This is a genomic window from Embleya scabrispora, assembly GCF_002024165.1.
In the GTDB taxonomy this organism is placed as follows: domain Bacteria; phylum Actinomycetota; class Actinomycetes; order Streptomycetales; family Streptomycetaceae; genus Embleya; species Embleya scabrispora_A.
The window spans coordinates 2,140,528-2,164,167 of sequence record NZ_MWQN01000001.1 but is presented as its reverse complement, the minus strand read 5'-3'; the positions used below and the strand labels follow the sequence as shown (position 1 = coordinate 2,164,167).

Here is a 23,640-nt window from a genome sequence, read left to right as displayed (position 1 = left end):
CCGAGCTTGGTGCGATCGTCCCTCGCCGGTGCAGGTTCGGCGATTCTCCCGGTGAGCGGCGGCACGTCTAGTCTGATGCCCGTGCTGCCGCTGGGATGTGCCGAAGCCGGGGACGGTTGAGTCTTGCGCGAATACCTGCTCACGCTGTTCGTCGCCGCCGCGGTGACCTACCTGCTGACGGGCGCCGTCCGCCGCTTCGCGATCGCCGCCGGGGCGATGCCCGAGATTCGCGCGCGCGACGTGCACAAGGAGCCGACGCCGCGCCTGGGCGGGTTGGCGATGTTCGGCGGATTGTGCGCGGGTCTGCTGATGGCCCGGCATCTGCCGGTGCTCTCCGAGGTGTTCACCGCCTCGACCGACGTGCAGGCGCTGCTGTCCGGGTGCACGCTGATCTCGGTGCTCGGGGTGATCGACGACAAGTGGGGCGTCGACGCGATCATCAAGCTGCTCGGCCAGGCGCTCGCCGCGGGCGTGATGGTCTGGCAGGGCATCGTGATCCTGTGGTTGCCGATCCCCGGCTACGGCCCGGTGAGCCTGACGCCGACCCAGGGCACGCTGCTGACCATCGGGATAGTGGTCATCACGATCAACGCGGTGAACTTCGTGGACGGCCTGGACGGGCTCGCGGCCGGGATGGTGTGCATCGCCGCGCTCGCGTTCTTCGGATACTCGTACCGATTGTGGTTCGGTTACGGTGTCTCGTCGGCGGCGGCACCGACGCTGTTCAGCGCGCTGTTGATCGGCATGTGTGTCGGCTTTCTGCCGCACAACCTGCATCCGGCGCGCATCTTCATGGGGGATTCGGGGTCGATGCTGATCGGCCTGATGCTCGCCGCGTCGGCGGTCACCCTCACCGGGCGGATCGACCCGGAGGCGATCACCGCGCAGAACGGCGGTTCGATGGCCTTCACCACGCACAAGCTGGTGCCCGTCTACATTCCGCTGGTGTTGCCGTTCGCGGTGCTGATAGTGCCGCTGATGGACCTGGTGATGGCGGTCGGCAGGCGCGGCTGGGCCGGGCGCTCGCCGTTCGCGGCGGACAAGGGACACCTGCACCACCGGCTCCTGGAGATCGGCCACTCGCACAGTCGCGCGGTGCTGATCATGTACTTCTGGTCCGGGCTGATCGCGTCGTTCACGGTGCTCATCTCGGTGCGGCCGGAACGGCGTCCGCTCGTCTACGCGGGGCTCGGGTTGATCGCCATCGGCCTGGTGTTCCTGATGCTCCCGCGGTTCAAGCCGCACGTGCCGACGGAGCTGCACAACGTGGTTCCGCCGCGCTATCGGCGGCTCCGGCGCGGGAGGCGCGGGGCGAACGTTCCGGCCGACGGGATGGTTCCCGGCGAATCAGACGGCGTACGGCTGAACGGAGCAACCGCCACACCCGCAACACAGACCTCGGAAGCTCCCACGGACCCCTCCCGACCTGCGCATTTGCCTGCGGGGAGGGGGGCGCGAAAGGGTGGTGGAGGGCTGTGAGCTTGTACACACGAACGGGTAAAGCTCTGCTCAAATAGTTTGTGATATCGTTCACGAACCAGGATCAATGGCCGATGAACCCCAGCAACGAGGGTTCTGGTCCTTCACGGCCAATCCCGAGCGTTGCGTCGCCCCGAGCATTGCTCGGACGACTGATCCGCCCCCTGCCCCCCACTGATGCCGGAGTCACCGACATGCAGGCCAACGACGTCCGCCTTCTCCGTGGTTCGGTCGTGCCCACGACCGCTGCCGGAGTGATCGCGGCAGTCGCGGCTTTGCTCGCGGCCGGTGGCAAAGGACTTCTCGGCGCGGTGTTCGCCACCGTCGTCGTCCTGGCCTTCTTCGTGATCGGCCAGGTCGCGATCGGTCGGATCTCGCGCGACAACCCCATGATGATGATGAACATGGCGTTGTTCACCTACATCGTGCAGATCCTGCTCCTGGGGTTGGTTCTGTTCCTGTTCAAGGACACCGAGGCGTTCGACACGAAGGTGTTCGGGCTCACCATCCTCGGGGCCACGCTGGTCTGGGTCGCCTCGCAGGTGTGGGTCTTCACCCGGCTGAAGATCGCCTATGTCGAACCGGATGGAGAGCGATGACATACGCACAGCGCCCTTCCGGGCCGGCGCGGTGTTCAGCCTCGCCGCCGGTACTGCTAATGTCCGGGGCGTCATGAGCGAGAGAGGCCCCCGTCCACCGGACCGAGAGAATCGGGCGATGGACGGTGCCGCATGGTCGAGTGTCGGTTATCTGCTGAGCGGCATGCTCATCTACGGCGGCATCGGCTGGCTGATCGACCGGTGGACCGGCCACTCCGCACTGTTCCTGCCGATCGGCCTGGTCGTCGGAATCGCTCTGGCCCTTGTTCTGGTCTTTGTCCGCCACGGCAGGTCCTCCTGACCGGGCCCTGTTGCGTGCCGCTCCGTGGCCCCTCGCCACGCCGACACATCGAGGTAGCCGAAAACATGCTTCACGACGAAGGAGTCGGTGGTGACTGCTGACGTCCAGACGCTCGCCAGCGAGAGCGGATGTCACCTGTTCTCCGGGTGCGGCTTCCCCTCGCCCGGGCTGAACGTCTTCGAGTTCAAGCCGATCTTCTCCATCGGGGCCTTCGACTTCACGAAGCCGATGTTGCTCGCGCTCATCTCGATGCTGCTGGTGATCGGCTTCTTCTGGAGTGCGTTCGCCAAGCCCAAGATGGTGCCGCGCGGCGCGCAGAACGTCGGCGAGTTGGGCTACCTGTTCGTTCGCGACAACATCTCGCGGGAAACGATCGGCAAGAAGGGCGACCCCTACGTCCCCTTCCTGTTCTCGATCTTCTTCTTCGTCTGGGTCATGAACGTGATGGCGATCATCCCGTTCGCCCAGTTCCCCGCGACCTCGCGAATCGCCTTCCCGGCATCGATCGTCGGCATCGTGTGGGTGACCTACCTGGTCCTCGGCATCAAGAACCAGGGCTTCGTCGGTTACTTCAAGAACATGATGTTCCCGCCCGGTCTGCCGAAGGCGATCTACTTCCTCCTCGCCCCGATCGAGCTGCTGCAGGGTCTGATCACCCGGCCGTTCACGATGGCGGTCCGACTGTTCGCGAACATGTTCGCCGGACACATGCTGATCGTGACGTTCAGCGTCGGCGCCTGGTATCTCCTCGGCTTCCACATCGGGGCGCTCTACTCGGCCACCTCGTTCATCGTGGTCGTCGTGCTGACCGCGTTCGAGCTGATGATCCAGGCGCTTCAGGCGTACATCATCACGCTGCTCGCGGCGTCCTACATCTCGACGTCGCTCGAAGCCGAGCACTGAGAGACCCGCAGACCTTTCTCTCCTCGACCGTCGTCCGGTGGATCGTCCATCGGCCTCGAAAAAAGGATCAGTTCCCATGATGAACCTCGCCGCCGAAGGCGTTTCTGGCAGCCTCGGTTCCATCGGTTACGGCCTCGCCGCGATCGGCCCCGGCATCGGTATCGGCATCATCTTCGGTAACGGTGTCCAGGCGATGGCCCGTCAGCCCGAGGCCGCCGGCCTGGTTCGCCAGAACATGCTGCTCGGCTTCGCCCTCGCCGAGGCGCTCGCCCTCATCGGCGTCGTCATGCCGTTCGTCTACGGCACCTGATCAACCCGCTACGGACGGAAGGTCCTCACACCGTGATTGACTTCGCCAACAGCGAGGAGAAGATGAACCCTCTTCTCCCGCCGCTCGACGAGATCATCATCGGTGGCGTGGCGTTCCTCATCGTTTTCGGTTTCCTGTGGAAGGTGCTCCTTCCCAAGATCGCGAAGACGCTGGCGGACCGTACGGACGCCATCGAGGGCGGTCTCAAGCGCGCCGAAGAGGCGCAGGCCGAGGCCCAGGCCGAGCTGGAGCGCTACCGCACCCAGCTCGCCGAAGCCCGTCGCGAGGCCGGTCGCCTCACCGAGGACGCCCGCGAGCAGGGTGCCGTCGCCATCGCGGAGATGCGCGCCGAGGGCCAGCGGATCAAGGACGAGATCGTCACCGCCGGCCACACCCAGATCGAGGCCGACCGCAACCAGGCCCAGAACGCGCTGCGTCAGGACGTCGGCAAGCTCGCCGTCTCCCTCGCGTCGCGCATCGTCGGGGAGTCGCTCGAGGACGAGGCGCGTCAGCGTCGGGTCGTCGACCGCTTCCTGGAGGAGCTGGAAGTCAAGGCTTCCGCCGGAGCGAGCTCGGAGAAGGTGCGCTGATGCAGGGCGCCAGCAGGGAATCCCTCGCCGCGGCTCGTGAGCGCCTGGACGCGCTCGCGACCGCGACCGGTACCGACATGGTCGCGTTGGCCCAGGAACTCCACTCCGTGGTGATCCTGCTCGACAAGACGGTGTCGCTGCGTCGGGTCCTCACCGACTCGACGCGCTCCGGGGAGGCCCGCGCGGCCTTCCTGGCAGAGCTTCTGTCCGGTCAGATCTCCGGAACCGCGGCGGATCTGCTCGGCGGACTCGTGCGTACGCGCTGGTCGCGGCCGACCGACCTGGTCGACACGATCGCCGAACTCTCGGTGTCCGCCGAGCTGATCGCCGCAGAGCGGGACGGCAGGCTCGACGAGCTGGAGGACGAGCTCTTCCGCTTCGGTCGGATCGTGGCGGGCGAGCGCGAACTGCGCTCGACCCTGACCGACCCGGGCGTGGCGAACGAGCGCAAGGCGGAGCTGGTCTCCGGTCTGCTGGAGGGTCGGGCCCAGCCCGTCACCCGGCGGCTGGTCGCCAGGCTTGTCGCGCACCCGCGCAGCCGTAACCTTGAACACGGGCTCGAGTCGTACGCGCGCCTCGCCGCCGATCGCCGGCGTCGCATGGTCGCGTTGGTCACGGTCGCCCTGCCCCTCACCGAGGAGCAGCGCACCCGTCTGGCCGCGGCGCTGGGCCGGATGTACGGCCGCGAGATCCACCTCAACGTGGAAATCGATGCCGACGTCATCGGCGGGGTCCGCGTGGAGATCGGTGACGACGTCATCGACGGCACCGTGACCACACGTCTCGAAGAGGCGGGCCGACGGCTCGCCGGTTGAGACACCGGACGACAGGGTGTCGTCGACCATCCGGGAAAACCCCCGGACCGGACCGGCGACCCCCACAGCAGCACCGCGGTTCCGTACGACAAGCGACGGACAGCGGACCGTTAACCCCACCACCTAGGAGAGCAGGGACACCAGATGGCGGAGCTCACGATCCGGCCGGAGGAGATCCGGGACGCGCTGGAGCGCTTCGTCGCCTCGTACGAGCCGGAGACTGCCGCGCGCGAAGAGGTCGGTACCGTCACCGAGGCGTACGACGGCATCGCCAAGGTCGAGGGCCTGCCCTCGGTCATGACGAACGAGCTGCTCAAGTTCGAGGACGGCACCCTCGGTCTGGCGCAGAACCTCGACGTCCGCGAGATCGGTGTCGTCATCCTCGGTGACTTCAGCGGTATCGAAGAGGGCCAGAAGGTCCGTCGTACGGGCGAGGTTTTGTCGGTTCCGATCGGTGACGGCTACCTGGGTCGCGTCGTCGACCCGCTGGGCCAGCCGATCGACGGCCAGGGCGAGATCGAGTCCGAGGGCCGTCGTGCCCTGGAACTGCAGGCCCCCGGCGTCATGATGCGCAAGTCGGTCCACGAGCCGATGCAGACCGGCATCAAGGCGATCGACGCGATGACCCCGATCGGCCGCGGCCAGCGTCAGCTGATCATCGGCGACCGGCAGACCGGCAAGACCGCGGTGTGCCTGGACACGATCATCAACCAGCGCGACAACTGGCGCTCGGGCGACCCGAAGAAGCAGGTTCGCTGCATCTACGTCGCGATCGGCCAGAAGGGCACGACCATCGCGTCCGTGCGCCGCTCGCTCGAAGAGGCCGGCGCGCTGGAGTACACCACGATCGTCGCCGCCCCGGCTTCCGACCCGGCCGGCTTCAAGTACCTCGCCCCGTACACCGGTTCGGCCATCGGCCAGCACTGGATGTACCAGGGCAAGCACGTGCTCATCGTGTTCGACGACCTGTCGAAGCAGGCCGAGGCGTACCGCGCCGTGTCCCTGCTGCTTCGTCGTCCGCCGGGGCGCGAGGCCTACCCCGGTGACGTCTTCTACCTGCACTCGCGTCTGCTCGAGCGTTGCGCGAAGCTCTCGGACGACCTCGGCGGCGGCTCGATGACCGGTCTGCCGATCATCGAGACCAAGGCGAACGACGTGTCGGCGTACATCCCGACCAACGTCATCTCGATCACCGACGGCCAGTGCTTCCTGGAGTCCGACCTGTTCCTGCAGGGCGTGCGCCCCGCGGTCAACGTCGGTATCTCGGTCTCGCGCGTCGGTGGTTCGGCGCAGATCAAGGCGATGAAGAGCGTCGCGGGTCGACTCCGCGTCGACCTGGCCCAGTACCGCGAGCTGGAGGCGTTCGCGTCCTTCGGCTCCGACCTGGACGCCACCTCCAAGGCGTCGCTCCAGCGTGGTGCGCGCATGGTCGAACTGCTCAAGCAGGGCCAGTTCGAGCCGTTCGCGATCGAGCTCCAGGTCGTCTCGATCTGGGCCGGCACCACCGGCAAGCTGGACGAGGTGCCGGTGCAGGACATCCGCCGCTTCGAGAAGGAGCTGCACGAGTACCTGCAGCACAAGCACGCGGGCCTGCTCACCGGGATCGTCGAGACCGGCAAGCTGGAAGACGACACCGTGATGGCGCTCACCGACGCGGTGGACTCCTTCAAGCAGACGTTCACCAAGTTCGACGGCGAGCCGTTGATCCAGGACGTGGCGCCTGCCGGTCTGACGAAGGAAGACGTCGGCCAGGAGAAGATCACCCGTCACGTGGCCAAGTCCGAGTAAAGAACGGAGAACCCTGACCAATGGGAGCCCAGCTTCGGGTCTACCGGCGTCGGATCCGTTCCGTGTCGGCGACCAAGAAGATCACGCGCGCCCAGGAGCTCATCGCGGCGTCGCGGATCGTGAAGGCGCAGCAGCGCGTCGCGGCCTCCAAGCCGTACGCCGACGAGCTGACGCGCGCCGTTTCCGCGGTCGCCACCTTCTCCAGCACGCAGCACCCGCTGACCACCTCGGTGGAGCGGCCCACCCGGGCCGCGGTGCTGCTGGTTACCAGTGACCGCGGTTTCGCGGGCGGCTACAACTCGAATGCCATCAAGGCCACCGAGCAGCTGGTCAAGCTGCTCGAGGACGAGGGCAAGACGGTCGACCGCTACGTGATCGGGGCCAAGGGCATCGGATTCTTCCAGTTCCGCGACGTGGACCTGGCCGGGCAGTGGAAGGGATTCTCCGACCGCCCCGAGTACTCCGACGCCAAGAAGGTGGCAGGTGAGCTGATCGACGCGTTCGTGACGCCCACCGACGAGGGCGGTGTGGACGAGATTCACCTCGTCAGCACCGAGTTCGTCTCCATGCTCACGCAGAACCCGGTCGCGGTGCGGGTGCTCCCGTTGGCGGTCGAGGAGACGGACGAGCCGCCGGCCGGCGGTCCCTTCCCGCTCTACGACTTCGAGCCCTCGGCCGAGGGTGTTCTCGACGCACTGCTGCCGCGGTACGTGGAAAGTCGCATCTTCAACGCCCTGCTGCAGTCCGCCGCTTCCGAGCACGCGGCCCGCCGGCGGGCGATGAAGTCGGCGACCGAGAACGCCGAAGACCTCATCCGGACCCTCTCTCGACTGGCGAACAATGCCCGCCAGGCCGAGATCACCCAGGAAATCAGCGAGATCGTCGGTGGCGCCAACGCCTTGGCCGACGCGACCGCGGGGAGTGATTAGACATCATGACTGCCACTGTTGAGACGGCCGCTGCCACGGGCCGCGTCGCCCGCGTCATCGGCCCGGTCGTCGACGTGGAGTTCCCCGTCGACGCGATGCCGGATATGTACAACGCGCTGCACGTCGACCTGGACCTCTCGGGCCAGGGCGAGGGGGAGGGCAAGACCACGCTCACCCTCGAGGTCGAGCAGCACCTTGCCGACGGCATCGTGCGCGCGATTTCGATGCAGCCGACCGACGGCCTCGTGCGCGGCGCGGTCGTCACCGACACCGGCTCGCAGATCTCCGTTCCCGTGGGCGACGTCACCAAGGGCCACGTGTTCAACGCCCTGGGCGAGGTCCTGGACGTGGACCGGGCCTCCTTCGAGGTCACCGAGCGCTGGCCGATCCACCGCCAGGCGCCGGCCTTCGACCAGCTCGACTCGAAGACCGAGATGTTCGAGACCGGCATCAAGGTCATCGACCTGCTCACCCCGTACGTCAAGGGTGGCAAGATCGGCCTGTTCGGCGGTGCGGGCGTCGGCAAGACGGTGCTCATCCAGGAGATGATCGTCCGTGTCGCCCGTCTGCACGAGGGTGTGTCGGTGTTCGCCGGCGTCGGCGAGCGCACTCGTGAGGGCAACGACCTGATCGAGGAAATGAAGGAAGCCGGCGTCTTCGAGCAGACGGCGCTCGTCTTCGGCCAGATGGACGAGCCCCCGGGCACCCGTCTGCGCGTGGCGCTGTCCGGTCTGACCATGGCGGAGTACTTCCGCGATGTGCAGAAGCAGGACGTGCTGCTCTTCATCGACAACATCTTCCGGTTCACCCAGGCCGGTTCCGAGGTGTCGACGCTGCTCGGCCGGATGCCCTCCGCGGTGGGTTACCAGCCGACGCTCGCCGACGAGATGGGCACCCTCCAGGAGCGCATCACCTCGACCCGCGGCCACTCGATCACCTCGATGCAGGCGATCTACGTCCCCGCGGACGACCTGACCGACCCGGCCCCGGCCACCACGTTCGCGCACCTCGACGCCACGACGGTGCTCTCGCGTCCGATCTCCGAGCTGGGCATCTACCCGGCCGTGGACCCGCTGGACTCGACGTCCCGGATCCTGGACCCGCGCTACGTCGCGCAGGACCACTACGACTGTGCGATGCGCGTCAAGAGCATCCTGCAGAAGTACAAGGACCTTCAGGACATCATCGCGATTCTGGGTATGGACGAGCTGTCCGAAGAGGACAAGCTCACCGTGCACCGCGCGCGCCGCATCCAGCGCTTCCTGTCGCAGAACACCCACGTGGCGAAGCAGTTCACCGGGCTCGACGGATCGGACGTCCCGCTGTCCGAGACCATCGAGGCGTTCAACGCGATCGCCGACGGCAAGTACGACCACGCTCCCGAGCAGGCGTTCTTCATGCTCGGTGGGCTGGACGACCTCGAGAAGAAGATCGCCGAGCTCAACAAGGGCTGACGATCGCCTGATCGACGAGGGGCGGTCCCGCACGGGTCCGCCCCTCGTGTCGGTTCCCGGTGCCCGCCGCGCGCGGGTGCCGGAAACCCGCCGGCGTTCGAGCCGGTTGGAGCCAGGCCCGTCCGGGCCACTATCCTTGGACACCACCCGCCCCTCGAGGGCGGAGGCGAAGACCCGCGTGTCTTCGACCCGACATGAGGAGCCACGTTGGCTGAGCTGCACGTCGAGCTGGTCGCGGCCGACCGCAAGGTGTGGTCCGGCGAGGCCACCATCGTCATCGCACGCACCGCGGACGGTGACATCGGCATCCAGGCCGGTCACCAGCCGGTCCTCGGAGTGCTCGAATCCGGCCCGGTGACGATCCGTCAGGCCGACGGTTCGGTCGTCATCGCGGCGGTCCACGGCGGGTTCATCTCGTTCGCGGACAACAACCTCTCGCTGCTCGCCGAGATCACCGAGCTGGCCGACGAGATCGATGTCGCCCGCGCGGAGCGGGCGCTCGAGCGCGCCGGCGCGGCGAAGGACGCGGGCGCCGAACGGCGCGCGGAAACGCGTCTGCTCGCCGCCCAGCGGCGCTAGATCCGGTAGCGGCACCCGAGCCCGGACCGACACACGGCCGGGACCACTGCTCAACGCGCGAACGAGGAGGTCGATCGGGATGGTCCTCGTCGTGCTGAGCGTGGTGTCGGCCGTCGTCGTGGTGTTGGTCGTCGGTGTCGCGGCGTTCGCGTTGCGCCGTCGCCTCATCCAGCGACCGGGCGGCACCTTCGACTGTTCGTTGCGCACGCGCCCACCGGTATCCCCGGCCGGCGCAGCCGGATCCACCGCCGCGGCGTCCCCCGGACAGACTCCGGGAGGCGCCGCGTCGTCGTCCCCGGAGGGTGCCGGGAAGGCGCCGGCGGACGGCGATCCGGCCGCGCCGTCGGCCGATCCGGACCACGGCAAGGGCTGGGTCTTCGGGATCGCGCGCTACAGCGGCGACCGGATCGAGTGGTTCCGGGTGTTCAGTTATGCGCCGCGCCCGCGTCGGGTGTTGCAGCGCGCCGGCATCCATGTGATCGGTCGGCGTGAGCCGGCCGGCCAGGAGGAGTTGGCGCTGCTCGCCGGCGCGGTGATCCTGGTCTGCGAACACGCCGGCGATCGGATCGAACTGGCCCTGAGCGACGACGCGTTGACCGGTTTCCTGGCCTGGCTCGAAGCGGCCCCGCCGGGCCAAAGGGTCAACGTCGCCTAGCGACCACCGGCCGGTTCAGCGGTTGGCGCCCGGCACCCACAGCACGTCGCCGACCTCGCGATTGGCGTGCCTGGCCAGGATGAACAGCAGGTCGGACAGGCGGTTGAGGTATTTCACCGTCAGCGGGTTCATCGAGTCGCCGTGCACCTCCAGGGCCGCCCACGTGGTGCGCTCGGCGCGGCGTGCGACGGTGCGGGCCTGGTGCAGCAGGGCCGCGCCCGGGGTGCCGCCGTTGAGGATGAAGCTGCGCAGCTTCTCCAGGTTCTCGTTGTACGCGTCGCAGGCCGCCTCCAGGGCGTCGATGTAGCTCTGCTCGACCCGCAGCGGCGGGTACTTCGGGTCCTCGACCACCGGGGTGGACAGGTCGGCGCCCAGGTCGAACAGGTCGTTCTGGACGCGGGTGAGCAGCGTGACGACGTCCTCGTCGAGGTTGCCCAGCGAGAGCGCGACGCCGATCACCGCGTTCGTCTCGTCCACGTCGGCGTAGGCCGCGAGCCGCGGGTCGGTCTTGGCCGTGCGCGACATGTCGCCGAGGGCGGTGGTGCCGTCGTCGCCGGTGCGGGTGTAGATCCGGGTGAGGTTGACCATGTACGCACCCTAGTGGCGCGCCCGCGTCGGGCTTTGTCCCGGCTTGGTGCCGTCCGTGGGTGGCTCCCGGAATCAGTACGATTCTCCGATGGACAGGTTCCGGGTGACAGGTGGTCAGCGGCTCGCCGGCGAGGTGCGGATCACGGGCGCGAAGAACAGCGCGCTGAAATTGATGGCGGCCGCGTTGCTCGCGGAGGGCACCACGGTGCTCGAGGAGGCTCCCCGGATCCTCGACGTCGAGATCATGAGCGAGTTGCTGCGGCGCCTCGGCTGTGAGGTCGAGGGCGAGACCACCGGGACGGTGCGGATCGACGTGCCGGCCGCGCCGCGCTTCGAGGCGGACTACGACCTGGTGCGCAGCATGCGGGCGTCGATCTGCGTACTCGGGCCGCTGCTCGCGCGCTGCGGCGAGGTGCACGTCGCCTATCCGGGAGGGGACGCGATCGGCTCGCGCGGTCTGGACATGCACATCGAGGGCCTGGTCAAGCTCGGCGCGACCGTGGAGAACTCGCACGGTGTGCTGATCGCCAAGGCGCCGAAGGGATTGAAGGGCACCACCGTCTGGCTGGACTTCCCCAGCGTCGGCGCGACCGAGAACATCCTGATGGCCGCGGTCCTGGCCGACGGGCGCACGGTGATCGACAACGCGGCCCGCGAGCCGGAGATCGTGGACATCTGCGCGATGCTCACCGAGATGGGCGCGCGGATCGAGGGCGCGGGCTCGTCCACGCTGGAGATCGAGGGTGTCGACGGGCTCAAGCCGGTGCGCCACCGCACCGTCCCGGACCGGATCGTGGCCTGCACCTTCGCGGTCGCGGCGGCGATGACCCTGGGCGATGTGACGGTGCGCAACGCGCATCCGGAACACCTGGAGATCGCGCTCGACAAGCTGACCCTCGCCGGCGCCGAGGTCTCGCCCGTGCGGGACGGCTTCCGGGTGGTGATGGATCGGCGGCCGAAGGCGGTGGACGTGGTGACGCTGCCGTACCCGGGGTTCGCGACCGACATGCAGCCGTTCTTCGCGGCGATGAACTCGATCGCCGAGGGCTCGGCGATGATCACCGAGAACCTCTTCGAGGCGCGGTTCGTATTCCTTCAGGAACTGCTGCGACTCGGCGCGTCGATCCGCACCGACGGGCACCACGCGATCGTGCGCGGGGTGGAACAGCTGTCCGGCGCCCCGGTGTTGACCGCCGACATCCGCGCGGGCGCGGGCCTGGTGCTGGCCGGTCTGGTCGCCGACGGGGACACCACGGTGAGCGGGGTGCACCACATCGACCGCGGCTACACGGGTCTGGAGATACAGCTCCAGTCGCTCGGCGCCAAGATCGTCCGGGAGCCGGAGCCGGAGAGTACCTCGCGTTTCTGACGACCCGTCAGGTGGGGGTGCGTGGATCCCGCGGCAGCTGCGGCTACGCTCCGGGCGAAGGGCGTTCGTGCGCGGGCGTCGGCTCGGTTCGTGTACTGGAGAGGTTGCGCAGTGACCAAGAAGATCGCCGTCGTCGGGGCCGGGTTGATGGGATCGGGCATCGCCCAGGTCGCCGCCCGGGCGGGCCACACCGTGGTGCTGCGCGATGTCACCGACGCCGCGTTGGCCCGGGGCCTGAGCGGGATCGAGGCCTCGTTCGAGAAGTTCACGGCCAAGGGCACGCTGACCGCCGAGGACGCCTCGGCGGCGCTCGCCCGGATCACCACCACCATCGACCTGGACGCGGTGGCGGACGCGGACGTCGTGGTCGAGGCGGTGTTCGAGAAGGTCGAGATCAAGCAGGGCGTCTTCCGCGAACTGGACCGCATCTGCAAGGCCGACGCGGTGCTCGCGACCAACACCTCGGCGATCCCGATCACCGAGATCGCCGCGGTCACCGGCCGCCCGGAGGCGGTGGTCGGCATGCACTTCTTCTCCCCGGTGCCGCTGATGAAGCTGTGCGAACTGGTCCGCGGGTTCAAGACCTCGGACGAGACGCTGGCCGCCGCGCGGGAGTTGGCCGAGGAGATGGGCAAGACCTGCATCGTGGTCAACCGGGACGTGGCCGGCTTCGTGACCACCCGGCTGATCACCGCGCTGACCGTCGAGGCGGTCAAGCTGTACGAGGCGGGTGTGGCCACCGCCGAGGACATCGACATCGCCTGCCGGCTGGGGTTCGGACACGCGATGGGCCCGCTGGCCACCGCGGACCTCACCGGCGTGGACATCATGCGCAACGCGACGAGCAACATCTACACCGAGACCAAGGACGAGAAGTTCGCGCCGCCGGAGTTGCTGAACCGCATGGTGGCCGCGGGCGACCTGGGCCGGAAGTCCGGCAAGGGCTTCTACGCCTACTGAGCGGGCGGTTCGTCGGGCGGTGCGCAATCGGCGCATCATCCGATCAATCGTCACCGGTACGAGTGAAGTCCACTGTGATGAGTGAGGATTATCGGGTTTTGGGTGTTCTGCTGGGGAGTCGAACCGTCATCGAACGGACGGACTCCCCAGGAGGAGACGATGCGCGTTTGGGGCGACCCGCGTGAGCTGCACTTGGAAGGCGTGCTCGACGTGCGGTCCACCGCCGACGTCCGGTTGGCGCTGCACGACGCGCTGGACCACGGCGACGGCGACCTGATTCTCAACCTCACCCACGTGCCCGCGCTGGACACCACCGGCCTGGGACTGATCGTCGGCGCGCATCGACGCGCGGGCCGACGCGAGCGCCGACTCGTGCTGATCGGGGTCAATCCCGACGTGCGCCGGATTTTGGTGCTGACTCGGTTGCACCGCATCCTCACCCTGCGCCAACCCACCGCCGCCTGATCGGGACCATGCGTCGACCGGTGCCGACACACTGTCAGGCAGGCCGGGAAACGACTGGCGGGCTGTGGCCGATCACACCTGTCCCGAGCGGTTACCCGTCAGTACACTCCGTGGTAAGCAGGGCCGAACCAGGCGCGGTGACAGCGGACCAGCGGGGTTGCCCAGGCCGGTAGTCGCCGAGGTCCGGTCGGCCCGGAACCTCCGGAGGTATTCCGTGGCGAGCCAGACGCCCTCAGCTCAGCCCTCGCAGCCGACCCCGGTCGAGCGCGACCGCCCCTGGGTCATGCGCACCTACGCCGGTCACTCCTCGGCCGCCGCGTCCAACGCGCTGTACCGCCGCAACCTGGCCAAGGGCCAGACCGGTCTGTCCGTGGCCTTCGACCTGCCCACCCAGACCGGCTACGACCCCGACCACGAACTCTCCCGCGGCGAGGTGGGCAAGGTCGGCGTACCGATCTCGCACATCGGCGACATGCGCGAACTCCTGGACGGCATCCCCGTCGAGGGCATGAACACCTCGATGACGATCAACGCGACCGCGCTGTGGCTGCTCGCGCTGTATCAGGTGGTCGCGGAGGAGCAGGGCGCCGACGTCGCCAAGCTGACGGGCACCACGCAGAACGACATCATCAAGGAATACCTCTCGCGCGGGACCTATGTCTTCCCGCCCGGCCCCTCGCTGAAGCTGATCACCGACACGGTCGCCTACACCGTCTCGCACCTGCCCAAGTGGAACCCCACCAACATCTGCAGCTACCACCTCCAGGAGGCGGGCGCGACGCCGGTGCAGGAGATCGCCTACGCGATGTGCACCGCGATCGCCGTGCTCGACGCGGTCCGCGACTCCGGGCAGGTGCCGCCGGAGCGCATGGGCGACGTGGTCCAGCGCATCTCCTTCTTCGTCAACGCCGGTGTGCGCTTCGTCGAGGAGATGTGCAAGATGCGGGCGTTCGTGCAGCTGTGGGACGAACTCACGCTGGAGCGCTACGGCGTGCGCGACGCCCGGCAGCGCCGGTTCCGCTACGGCGTACAGGTCAACTCGCTCGGGTTGACCGAGGCGCAGCCGGAGAACAACGTCCAGCGCATCGTGCTGGAGATGTTGGCCGTGACGCTGTCCAAGGACGCCCGGGCCCGCGCGGTACAGCTGCCGGCCTGGAACGAGGCGCTGGGCCTGCCCCGGCCGTGGGACCAGCAGTGGTCGTTGCGGATCCAGCAGGTGTTGGCCTACGAGTCGGACCTGCTGGAGTACGGCGACATCTTCACCGGCTCGCATGTGGTCGAGGCCAAGGTCGCGGACCTGGTGGCGGGCGCGCGCGAGGAGATCGACCGGGTGCAGGCGATGGGCGGCGCGGTCGCGGCGATCGAATCGGGCTACATGAAGTCGCAGTTGGTCGGCTCGCATGCGGCCCGGCGGGCCCGGATCGAGGCGGGCGAGGAGGTGGTGGTCGGGGTGAACCGGTTCGAGACCACCGAGGAGAACCCGCTCACCGCGGACCTGGACGCGGCGATCATGAGCGCCGACCCCGACGCCGAGCGCTCGGCGATCGAGAAGGTCCGGGCGTGGCGGGCGGCGCGCGATCCGGAGGCGGTGGAGGCGGCGATGACGCGGCTGCGCGAGGACGCCCGGGCGTGGAAGGCGGCCGACGCGGTCAACCTGATGCCGGCCACGCTGGCGTGTGTGCGGGCGGGGGTGACCACGGGGGAGTGGTCGCAGGCGCTGCGCGAGGAGTTCGGCGAGTATCGCGCGCCGACCGGGGTGTCCGGGGTGGTCGGGGTGCAGGACGGCGCCGGGCTCGGCGAGGTGCGGGGGGCGGTGCGCCGGACCGGGGAGGAACTGGGCGGGCGGCTGCGGTTGTTGGTCGGGAAGCCGGGGCTGGACGGGCACTCGAACGGGGCCGAGCAGATCGCGGTTCGGGCGCGCGATGTCGGGTTCGAGGTGGTGTACCAGGGGATTCGGTTGACGCCGGCGCAGATTGTCGCGGCCGCGGTCGAGGAGGACGTGCACTGTGTGGGGCTGTCGATCCTGTCTGGGTCGCATTTGGAGCTGATCCCCGACGTGCTCTCGCGCATGCGCGGCGCGGGGATCGGTGATGTGCCGGTGGTGGTGGGCGGGATCATTCCTTCTGCGGATGCGGCGTCGTTGTTGGCGCAGGGGGTGGCGGCTGTGTTCACGCCGAAGGACTTCGGGATCACGGAGATCATGGGGCGGATCGTCTCGGTGATTCGGGAGGCGAACGGGCTGTCGGCCTGAGTTCGGTCGACCTCGGTCGTGTGGTGGGCCGAGGTCGGCTTGCCGTCCTCAAGCGCCGGACGGGCTGGAGTGGGTGGGCTCGGGCTTGTTGGTGAGCCTGCGAGGTTGGTGGGCTTTCCTGTGTCCTCAAGCGCCGGACGGGCTGGATTGGGGCCGGATGGGCTGGGGGTTGGTGGGCCTGGGCTTGTTGCTGACCTTGTGAGGTTGGTGGGCTTTCCTGTGTCCTCAAGCGCCGGACGGGCTGGATTGGGGCCGGATGGGCTGGGGGTTGGTGGGCCTGGGCTTGTTGCTGACCTTGTGAGGTTGGTGGGCTTTTCTGTGTCCTCAAGCGCCGGGCGGGCTGGATTGGGCTCGGGCCGGTTGGGTTTGGGCCCGGGCGGGCTGGATTGGGCTCGGGCCGGTTGGGTTTGGGCCCGGGCGGGCTGGGGTGGGCTTGGGCGGGTTGGGGTGGGGTCCGGCGGGCTGATTGGGCCCGGACGGGCTGGGGTGGCCCGTCCGGGGGGTGGGGTTAGGGGATTGGGGTGGTCATGTCGGTGGTGATTTCCGTGGGGGTCAGGGCTCGGTTGTAGATGCGGATGTCGTCGATCAGGCCTGCGAAGTGTTCGCCCCAGATGGTGTTTCCGCCGATTCTGAGGGCGCCGCCCGCGTCGATGATCGGGCCGGTGTGTGGCGTCGCCCCGACTTGGACGCCGTTGACGTAGAGGCGCAGGGTGTTGCCGTCGTACGTGGCGGTGAGGTGGGTCCAGGTGTTGGTGGGTAGCGGGGCGGTGCCGTCCGCGTAGGTGTCGTTGTTGGTGCCCGTGGTGTTGATGGATGCGTTGGGTGCGCTGGTGCCGTTCGCGTACAGGGCGTAGGACAGGCCGCCCCCGCGCTCCTTGAGGAGGATCGAGCGCCAGCCGGTGATCGCGGTGGGTTTGACCCAGGCCTCCAGGGTCATGCCCGTGGTGAGGGTCAGGCGGGCGCTGTGCGGCACCGTGACGATGGATGAAGTGCCGTTGAAGGACAGCGCGTTGCCGGTGCGGCCGGGTACCCACGCGGCGCCGGCGACGGTGCCGTTGTTGCCCTGCCCGGTGCCGTCGACCAGGACCGTGCCGCTCGACGCGTTGAAGCCGTATTGCGCCATCAGCCCGGGTACCGGCCCGTCGACCTCGCGGAACGTGGCGGTCAGGGTGAGCGGTGTCGCGGGTGCGGTGATGTTGTGTGCCGCCGCGCCGCCGTCGGACCAGGACGCGAACTCGTAGCGTTTGCCGTTCAGCGTCTGCGGCGACGGGGCCGCGATCGACGAGGTGCCGCCGACGATCACCGTGCCGGTGAACGGTGCCGGGCGCTGGGACGAGAACAGGCCCAGGGTCAGGCCGGGCGGATTCGAGGCGAGGGTGATGTCCACCGTCCGCGGATCCAGGCGCACGCTCGTGGTCCCGGTCAGGCCGCCGGAGTCGGTCGCGGTCAACCGCAGTTCCAGCCAGGACGGATACTCGTGGTCGACCGCGGTGAAGGTGCCGGAGGCGCCGCCCTGCGCGGTGATCTGGTGTTCGTGGCAGCTGGTCGGCGTGGTGCAGTGGTGCATGACGATGCGCCAGTTCAGGCCGCTGCCGGGAATGGCGCCGTCCTGGGGGTCGGTCGCGTGCCCGGTGAAAGCGATCGGGTCGCCGACCTTCCAGGTCAGCGTCGACGTCGGGGAATCGATCACCGGTACCGGCGGCGAGTTGCCGGCGGTGACGGTGATCGGGGCGGAGTCGCCGGTCAGCCCGACCGGGTCGGTCACCCGCAACCTGGCCCGATAGGTGCCGGGCACGGTGTACGTGTACGACGGGTTCGCCGCGGTCGAGTCGTCGAACGCGCCGTCGCCGTCGAGGTCCCAGGCGTACGTGAGCGTCTCGCCCGGATCCGGGTCGGTGGAGGCGGAGCCGGTGAAGGCCACGGTCAGCGGGGTGCTCCCGGTGGTCGGCGTGGCCGAGGCGACCGCGGTGGGCGCGCCGCCGGTGTAGCGGACCCGGTGGATCGCGCCGTCCTCGAAGCCGACGTAGTAGACGTCGCCCTCGGGGCCGGTGGTCAGCTGCACCGGATTGGTGTTGGTGACGAACGCCTGGCGGGTGGCCGGGTCCGGGAGGCCGTCGGCGCCCGCGCGCATGCTCCAGATGCACCGCCGGCTGTGGTCGGCGAAGAACATCGCGTCGCGGTACGCGGCGGGGTAGCGCTGTCCGCTGTAGAAGGTCACCCCGGAGATCGCCGAGCCGTTGCCGGTCGAGCAGCCGTCGCCCGGCGCCACCACCGCACCGTGCCGGTAGGCGTAGTAGGGCGCCTTGACCGCGCCCGCGCCCTCCGCGTACAGGTCGGCGCACAGGTTCAGGCCGATCGACTCGTAGCCGCCCTGGCGGGCCGAGCCCTCGTAGCAGGGCCAGCCGAAGTTGGCCACGGCCGTGCTCGACGGGGTCAACCGGTCGATCTCCTCCCACGTGCTCCAGCCGACGTCGCCGACCCAGACCTCGTTGGTGCCCGGCCGGAAGCCGAACCGGAACGGGTTGCGCAGGCCGGCCGCCACCAGTCGGCGGGCGTTGGCGTCGGCGCTGCCCGCGAGCGGGTTGCCCGGCGCGCCCGCGCCGGTGGCGGGATCGATCCGGATGATGCTGCCGTTGAGCGCGAACGGGTCGCCCGCGGTCCGGAAGTCCTGGGCTCGCAGCGCGCCGCCCTCGGCGGTCGGAGCGGTCAGTACGGTGCCCACCGCCGCGGTGCCGTCCGCGCACGGATTCGCCGGGATCGGCTCCCTGCCCGGGATCGCGCCGCTCGCCGGGGTCTGCCCGTAGTCCGCCCAGTCGAAGCTCGCCCCGTCCCCGGCGGACGCGTAGAGGTAGCCGTCCGGGCCGAACGCGAGCGAGCCGACCGAGTGCGACGGGAACTGCTGGCACCAGCCCTCGACCAGCACCCGCTCGGGACCGGCGGTGTTCCCGGTCGCGGTCAGCTTGCTGATCCGGCCGGTGATCAGACAGCCCTTCGCCTGGGCGCCGGGCGGGTCGGGACAACCGTCGTCGGCGCCGGTGGCGGTGCCCCAGTAGGGCGCGGTGCCGCCGGGGCGCGCGTCGTGCGCGTACATCACGTACACCGACGGATCGGTCGGGAAGTTCGGGGCCAGGGCCAGACCGAGCAGGCCGCGATCCCAGAAGTTGTGCACCTGCGCCCGCAGATCGGTGAACACCGTGGGTGTGGTGTCGGTGAGCGAGTCGAACACCTTGACGACGCCGGACTTCTCGGCGACGAACACCCGGCCGTCCTGGGCGAAGGCCACGTCGATCGGCTGGGACAGCCCGGTCAGTACCGGTTCGTCGGCGAACTTCGGCGGTACGGCGGCGGCTCGGGCCGTCGCGTCGCGCGCGGTCGGCGGGGAGCCGAACAGTTCGGGGCCGGATGGGCGCGTGGATGTGCTCGACGTGCTCGTGGTCGCGGCCGGCGACGCGCCGGCCGAGGGTATCGACAGTGCCAAGGAGGCGAACAGCGCGACGGCGCACGCAAGCCGGGTTCGTCCCCGGTGCGCCTGCCGTCCCGCGTATCGCGAGTGTATGGAACCGGACATATATGTCCCCCTGTTCCCCCTGGGCGCCCGGCAGTTGTGGCGCCACATCTGCACCATAGGGTGACGCGCCGGGCGTAGGTCGACTTTTCGGCAACCTCGCCGCCCCTCGGGTCACCCGCGTGCGCCGGCCCCGTGACCACTTGCGGACGTGCGCGTTGTTGTTGTGAAGAGGGAGCGAAGGTCGACCCGGAGACGGTCCGCTCGACGGCGGGAGGTGGCAAGGTGGAACGTGGTACGACGGGGACACGCGATGCCCATGCTCGGCCGCCTCGGTGCGCGCCGCGTCGGTGCTCAACGATCTTGTCACGAACCCGGCGCCGGGTATCGGTGCGCCGGCCGCGCCCGGCACACTGATCACCGGTTTCCGCCCCCGGGTGCCCGGACTCGTCCCAGGTCGCACCGGTGCGTCGAGGAACCACGACGGGGAGCACAGGGAGTGGCATGAACGGCGGCGGCAGGCAACGGCCGGAAGAGGGCGGGGAGCAGCACTTCGGGGACGAGCCGCCGCGGCCGTCGGCCGGCGACCGGGAGGTCTCCGGGGGCGACTCGTGGAGCGACTTCCGGATCGACTCGCGGGTCGACTCGCGGGTCGACTCCTGGGGTGACGACGCCTATTTGGACGAGCTGTTCGGGCCGCGCCCGGGGGGCCGCGCCTCGGCGTCCCGGGAAGTCTCGGGCGATTCGGGTGGGTTCGGGACGGCCGATGCCGGCGGGTTCGGCGGGGGCACGGCGGGCTTCGAGCCCGCGACGTCGGGTGGGAGCGCTCCCGGGTTCGGGACGGACGGGCCGGGCAAGCCGCCTTCGGGGCGGGGCGAGTCGATCCGGATCGACGACGACTGGTCGGACCCGGCACCGAGCGGGCGGGCCGGCACCGACGAACCCGGGCCGAGCGTGCTGCGGCTGTACGCGGGCGACCTGCTCCTGACCTTCGGCGGCGCGGACGGCACCGATGTCGCGCCGGTACCCGCCGGCGCCCGGCCGCCGCGCCCGTCCAGGCTGCCCGGTTCGGTGCCCTCGGCCGGCCCCGAACCGCTGGGTCGCGACGTCGAGATCGCCGAACTCACCGGGCTGCTGCAACGCGGTACGTCGGTCCGGATCGGCGGACCCGCCTCCAGCGGGCGCACGACGCTGCTGCGCCGGCTCGCCGCGCTCGACCCCGCCCACGCGCCGGACGGGGTGATCCTGCTCGACGGGCGCCGGCGCGGCCTGGACGACCTGCTCCAGCAACTGCACGACGCGTGCTTCGGCGGACCCGCCTACCGACCGACACGTGTGCAACTGACCCGGATCCTCGCCGACGTGGCGGCCCTCGTGGTGATCGACGACCTGGACATCGGCCAGGAGGACGTCGCCGAACTTCTGCGTATCGCGCCGGAATGCGCTTTCCTGGTGGCCGGGCCCGAACTGGTCGATCCGATCGCGCGCCGGGATTCGCCGCTGCACGAGATCACCCTGCACGGGCTGCCGCAGGAGGCGTCCTTCGACCTGCTGCGCCGGGTCGCCGGGCGCGAACTCGACGACGAGGAGCTGTCCTGGGCCTCCGCCCTGTGGTTCCAGGTGGGCGGCCACCCGGGGCGGTTCGTCCAGGCGGGGGCGCTGCTTGCGCGGCGCGAGCGCGGCCGTTACGGACTGCTCGACGACGGCGCGGCGGACGGCTCCGGCGAATTGCCCTCGCCCGGCGACCCCCGGCAGTTCGTACCGCGCCTGGTGCCGCTGGTGTCCGCGTCGGCCCAGCAGGTGTTGCGGCTGGCCTCCGCGCTGGAGGGCGAACTCCCGGACCCGGTACACCTGCCGGCCCTGACCGGTGCGGTGGACGCGGTGGGCGCCGCCGACGAGCTGGTCGAAGCGGGGCTCGCCGCCTGTGAGTTCGGCCGGTATCGGCTCACCGGAGGTACCGCCGAGGCGGTCGCCTCGATCGTGCGCGGACCGTCCTCGTGGGCGGTGGCGGCCATACAGCACTTCACCTGGTGGGTCTCCCACCCGTCGGTGACCCCGGCCGAGATCGCCCGCGAGGCGGACACCATCCTGGCCTGCCTGCGCGAGTCCGAGCGCCTGGGCAAGGCCGGTTCGGCGCGGGCGCTGGCCCGTGCGTCGGCACCCGCGTTCGGCGCCTCGGCGCGCTGGGACACCTGGGGCGAGGTGTTGGACCTGGGCTTGGCCTCGGCGCGTGCGGCCGGTGCCTCGGCGGCGGCGGAACACGCCTGGTTCCGGCACGAGTTGGCGATCCTGGCATTGTGCACGGGCGATTCGGAGGGCGCGCGCGAGGAGGCGGTCGCCGCCACCCGGATGCGTGACGTCGGATCGGACAAGCGCGGACTGGCCGCCGACCGGCGGGTGTTGGCGCTGGCCGGAGGCGATCGGGCGGCGGTGGCGGCGGTCGGCCAGGAGGGCGCGGCCGGGGCCGAGCGGGGCGGGATCGGGCGGCGCGGCGTGTTGATGACGGCCGGTGCGGCGGTGGTCCTGGTGGTCACCCTGGCGGCGGTGGTCGCGATGGGCTCGGACTCGCCGGATCGGGGCGATCATCGCAATCCGGTGGGTTCGACGGGCTCGGCGACGTACGACCCGAAGACGCCGAACCGGGGGCCGGAGGCCGACCCCAAGGCGGACCGGGACAAGCCGCCGCCCCCGACGGGCAGCCGCAAGCCGGGGACCGGTGGGGCCACGACCACGGCCACCGCGACGGCCCGCGAGACGACGGCGCCGAACACCAGCGCTCCGGCCACCGCGCCGCGCTCGTCGACTCCGGCCAACTCGGCGTCACAGAGCGCGAGTTCATCCCCGACGAGTGCACCGCCCACTCCCACGCGCGTGCCGCCGACGACCTCGACGACCCCGGAGTCCCCGGCCGGCGAGGTGAAGGTGCCGGTCGGGGGCTGACCTCGACCCGCGCCGGCTCGGAGCGGGCGGGTCCGGACTCGGGTCAGTGTGCCGCCTCCTGTTTTTGCAGAGCCGGGAGTACCTCCTTGCCGAGTCGGGCCACGTTCTCCAGGGTCGCCGTGCCCACTCCGGCGCCCTCGGCGAAGAGCAGGAACCGGTTGATTCCGGTGCGCTCGGCGGTGCGGGAGAGGCGGCGGACGCAGTCGGACGGCGCGCCGACCGGGTGGATGCGACACAGGAAGTCGGTGTACTCGACCGGATCGCGCATGTGCCGCTGCCGGCCGTCCACCGTCACATGCGCCGACAGGCCCCGGCGCAGCCACTTGGGCATCGCGCGACGCAGTACCTCGACCGCCTCGCGCCGGGTGTCCGCGACGTAGGCGACCGCCGCCGCGGCGTGCTCGACCGCCTTCGGGTCCCGCCCGCACGCGGACGCCGCACACTCGTAGGTGCGCACCATCGCCGCCTTCTCCGCGTCGTCCGCGTGCATCCCCAGGAGCATCGGCAGCCCGTGCCGCGCGGCGAGCGACGCGGTCTCCCGGGACGTGCACGCGACGATCACCGGTGGGTGCGGGTAGGTGCGCGGACGGGGTACCACCGGCACCTTGCGGAAGGAGAAGTGCTCCCCGTCCGCGCCCACCCGCTGGTGGGTCAGCCAGCGCATCAGCAGGTCCAGCGACTCCGCGAACGCCTCGTCGTGCCGCCGCAGCCCGGTGCCGAAGACCTCCAAATCCACCCACGGCCCGCCGCGCCCCACGCCCAGGGTGAAGCGCCCCCCGGACAGTTGGTCGAGCAGCGCGGTCTGCTCGCCCAGGGCCACCGGATGCTGGTTGGACAGGACGCTGATGGCCGTACCCACCCCGATCCGATGGGTACGCCCCAGTAGCATGGACGCGAAGGTGACCGCCGACGGGCACAACCCATACGGCACGAAATGGTGTTCGGCGATCCACGCCTCGTCGAATCCGGCCTCCTCCGCGGCGATTCCCGCGTCCATGGCGGCGGTGAGCACCGCACCGTGGTCGCCCGCGTCGAACTGTGCCGCCAGCAGGAAGATGCCCAACCTCATCGCGTCCTCCTCGTCGTTTCGTGACCGATGCCGACCGGCCGGTTCCCGCCGGACGACGCCGGCGGAGGCGGTGGTGTGGGCAACAGGGCAC

The 23,640-nt window shown here is 69.8% G+C and carries 20 protein-coding genes; 17 read left to right on the top strand and 3 right to left on the bottom strand.

What is annotated here, in order from left to right:
* Window positions 1-123: 123 nt before the first annotated feature.
* From B4N89_RS09355 to B4N89_RS09300, 12 genes are all read left to right on the top strand, one after another.
* Entirely contained in the window at window positions 124-1,479 is a 1,356-nt protein-coding gene (locus B4N89_RS09355; protein ID WP_078975434.1) for an MraY family glycosyltransferase, read from the top strand.
* 74 nt (window positions 1,480-1,553) lie between these two features.
* Window positions 1,554-2,078 carry a hypothetical protein gene (locus B4N89_RS09350; protein ID WP_235618537.1) on the top strand — a complete coding sequence of 175 codons (525 nt, stop codon included), beginning with the start codon at window positions 1,554-1,556 and terminating at the stop codon, window positions 2,076-2,078.
* A gap of 118 nt (window positions 2,079-2,196) precedes the next feature.
* Window positions 2,197-2,379 (top strand): AtpZ/AtpI family protein, encoded by a 183-nt coding sequence (locus B4N89_RS09345; RefSeq protein WP_078975432.1) that lies wholly within the window; start codon window positions 2,197-2,199, stop codon window positions 2,377-2,379.
* An 87-nt stretch (window positions 2,380-2,466) separates the two neighbouring features.
* A complete protein-coding gene (atpB, locus tag B4N89_RS09340) occupies window positions 2,467-3,282 on the top strand; it encodes a F0F1 ATP synthase subunit A (protein WP_078975431.1) in 816 nt (271 codons plus the stop codon).
* 76 nt (window positions 3,283-3,358) lie between these two features.
* Window positions 3,359-3,592, top strand: coding sequence for an ATP synthase F0 subunit C (gene atpE / locus B4N89_RS09335; protein WP_201260819.1), 234 nt, complete (start codon window positions 3,359-3,361; stop codon window positions 3,590-3,592).
* A gap of 62 nt (window positions 3,593-3,654) precedes the next feature.
* On the top strand, window positions 3,655-4,182 hold the full coding sequence (locus B4N89_RS09330; RefSeq protein ID WP_235618905.1) for a F0F1 ATP synthase subunit B: 528 nt from the start codon (window positions 3,655-3,657) through the stop codon (window positions 4,180-4,182).
* Window positions 4,182-4,997 (top strand): F0F1 ATP synthase subunit delta, encoded by an 816-nt coding sequence (locus B4N89_RS09325; protein WP_078975429.1) that lies wholly within the window; start codon window positions 4,182-4,184, stop codon window positions 4,995-4,997. The genes B4N89_RS09330 and B4N89_RS09325 overlap by 1 nt, the downstream gene beginning before the upstream one ends.
* A 144-nt stretch (window positions 4,998-5,141) precedes the next feature.
* A complete protein-coding gene (gene atpA, locus B4N89_RS09320) occupies window positions 5,142-6,785 on the top strand; it encodes a F0F1 ATP synthase subunit alpha (RefSeq protein WP_078975428.1) in 1,644 nt (547 codons plus the stop codon).
* Window positions 6,786-6,805: 20 nt separating this feature from the next.
* A complete protein-coding gene (locus B4N89_RS09315) occupies window positions 6,806-7,714 on the top strand; it encodes a F0F1 ATP synthase subunit gamma (protein WP_078975427.1) in 909 nt (302 codons plus the stop codon).
* Between the two features lie 5 nt (window positions 7,715-7,719).
* The gene (atpD, locus tag B4N89_RS09310) at window positions 7,720-9,168 is read left to right on the top strand and encodes a F0F1 ATP synthase subunit beta (protein ID WP_078975426.1); all 1,449 of its coding nucleotides are present in this window, start codon (window positions 7,720-7,722) and stop codon (window positions 9,166-9,168) included.
* Window positions 9,169-9,375: 207 nt separating this feature from the next.
* Window positions 9,376-9,747 carry a F0F1 ATP synthase subunit epsilon gene (locus tag B4N89_RS09305; RefSeq protein ID WP_078975425.1) on the top strand — a complete coding sequence of 124 codons (372 nt, stop codon included), beginning with the start codon at window positions 9,376-9,378 and terminating at the stop codon, window positions 9,745-9,747.
* Between the two features lie 79 nt (window positions 9,748-9,826).
* Window positions 9,827-10,402, top strand: coding sequence for a DUF2550 domain-containing protein (locus B4N89_RS09300; RefSeq protein ID WP_101897034.1), 576 nt, complete (start codon window positions 9,827-9,829; stop codon window positions 10,400-10,402).
* A 15-nt stretch (window positions 10,403-10,417) separates the two neighbouring features.
* Here the strand turns inward: B4N89_RS09300 and B4N89_RS09295 are convergent, their stop codons facing one another.
* Window positions 10,418-10,990 (bottom strand): cob(I)yrinic acid a,c-diamide adenosyltransferase, encoded by a 573-nt coding sequence (locus B4N89_RS09295; RefSeq protein ID WP_078975424.1) that lies wholly within the window; start codon window positions 10,988-10,990, stop codon window positions 10,418-10,420.
* 88 nt (window positions 10,991-11,078) lie between these two features.
* Between B4N89_RS09295 and murA the strand changes: the two genes are divergently transcribed.
* From murA to B4N89_RS09275, 4 genes are all read left to right on the top strand, one after another.
* Window positions 11,079-12,359 (top strand): UDP-N-acetylglucosamine 1-carboxyvinyltransferase, encoded by a 1,281-nt coding sequence (gene murA / locus B4N89_RS09290; RefSeq protein WP_078975423.1) that lies wholly within the window; start codon window positions 11,079-11,081, stop codon window positions 12,357-12,359.
* Window positions 12,360-12,470: 111 nt separating this feature from the next.
* Entirely contained in the window at window positions 12,471-13,319 is an 849-nt protein-coding gene (locus B4N89_RS09285) for a 3-hydroxyacyl-CoA dehydrogenase family protein (protein WP_078975422.1), read from the top strand.
* 159 nt (window positions 13,320-13,478) lie between these two features.
* Window positions 13,479-13,784: an STAS domain-containing protein gene (locus B4N89_RS09280; protein WP_078975421.1), complete on the top strand. Its 306-nt coding sequence runs from the start codon at window positions 13,479-13,481 to the stop codon at window positions 13,782-13,784.
* A gap of 283 nt (window positions 13,785-14,067) precedes the next feature.
* Entirely contained in the window at window positions 14,068-16,035 is a 1,968-nt protein-coding gene (locus tag B4N89_RS09275; protein ID WP_235618904.1) for a protein meaA, read from the top strand.
* A gap of 508 nt (window positions 16,036-16,543) precedes the next feature.
* Here the strand turns inward: B4N89_RS09275 and B4N89_RS09270 are convergent.
* Window positions 16,544-19,513 carry a LamG-like jellyroll fold domain-containing protein gene (locus B4N89_RS09270; RefSeq protein ID WP_235618536.1) on the bottom strand — a complete coding sequence of 990 codons (2,970 nt, stop codon included), beginning with the start codon at window positions 19,511-19,513 and terminating at the stop codon, window positions 16,544-16,546.
* Window positions 19,514-20,044: 531 nt separating this feature from the next.
* Between B4N89_RS09270 and B4N89_RS09265 the strand changes: the two genes are divergently transcribed.
* Entirely contained in the window at window positions 20,045-22,480 is a 2,436-nt protein-coding gene (locus B4N89_RS09265) for an ATP-binding protein (protein WP_078975419.1), read from the top strand.
* 43 nt (window positions 22,481-22,523) lie between these two features.
* On the opposite strand, the gene B4N89_RS09260 is transcribed toward B4N89_RS09265, so the two are convergent.
* On the bottom strand, window positions 22,524-23,549 hold the full coding sequence (locus tag B4N89_RS09260) for an LLM class flavin-dependent oxidoreductase (protein ID WP_078975418.1): 1,026 nt from the start codon (window positions 23,547-23,549) through the stop codon (window positions 22,524-22,526).
* Between the last annotated feature and the right edge of the window lie 91 nt (window positions 23,550-23,640).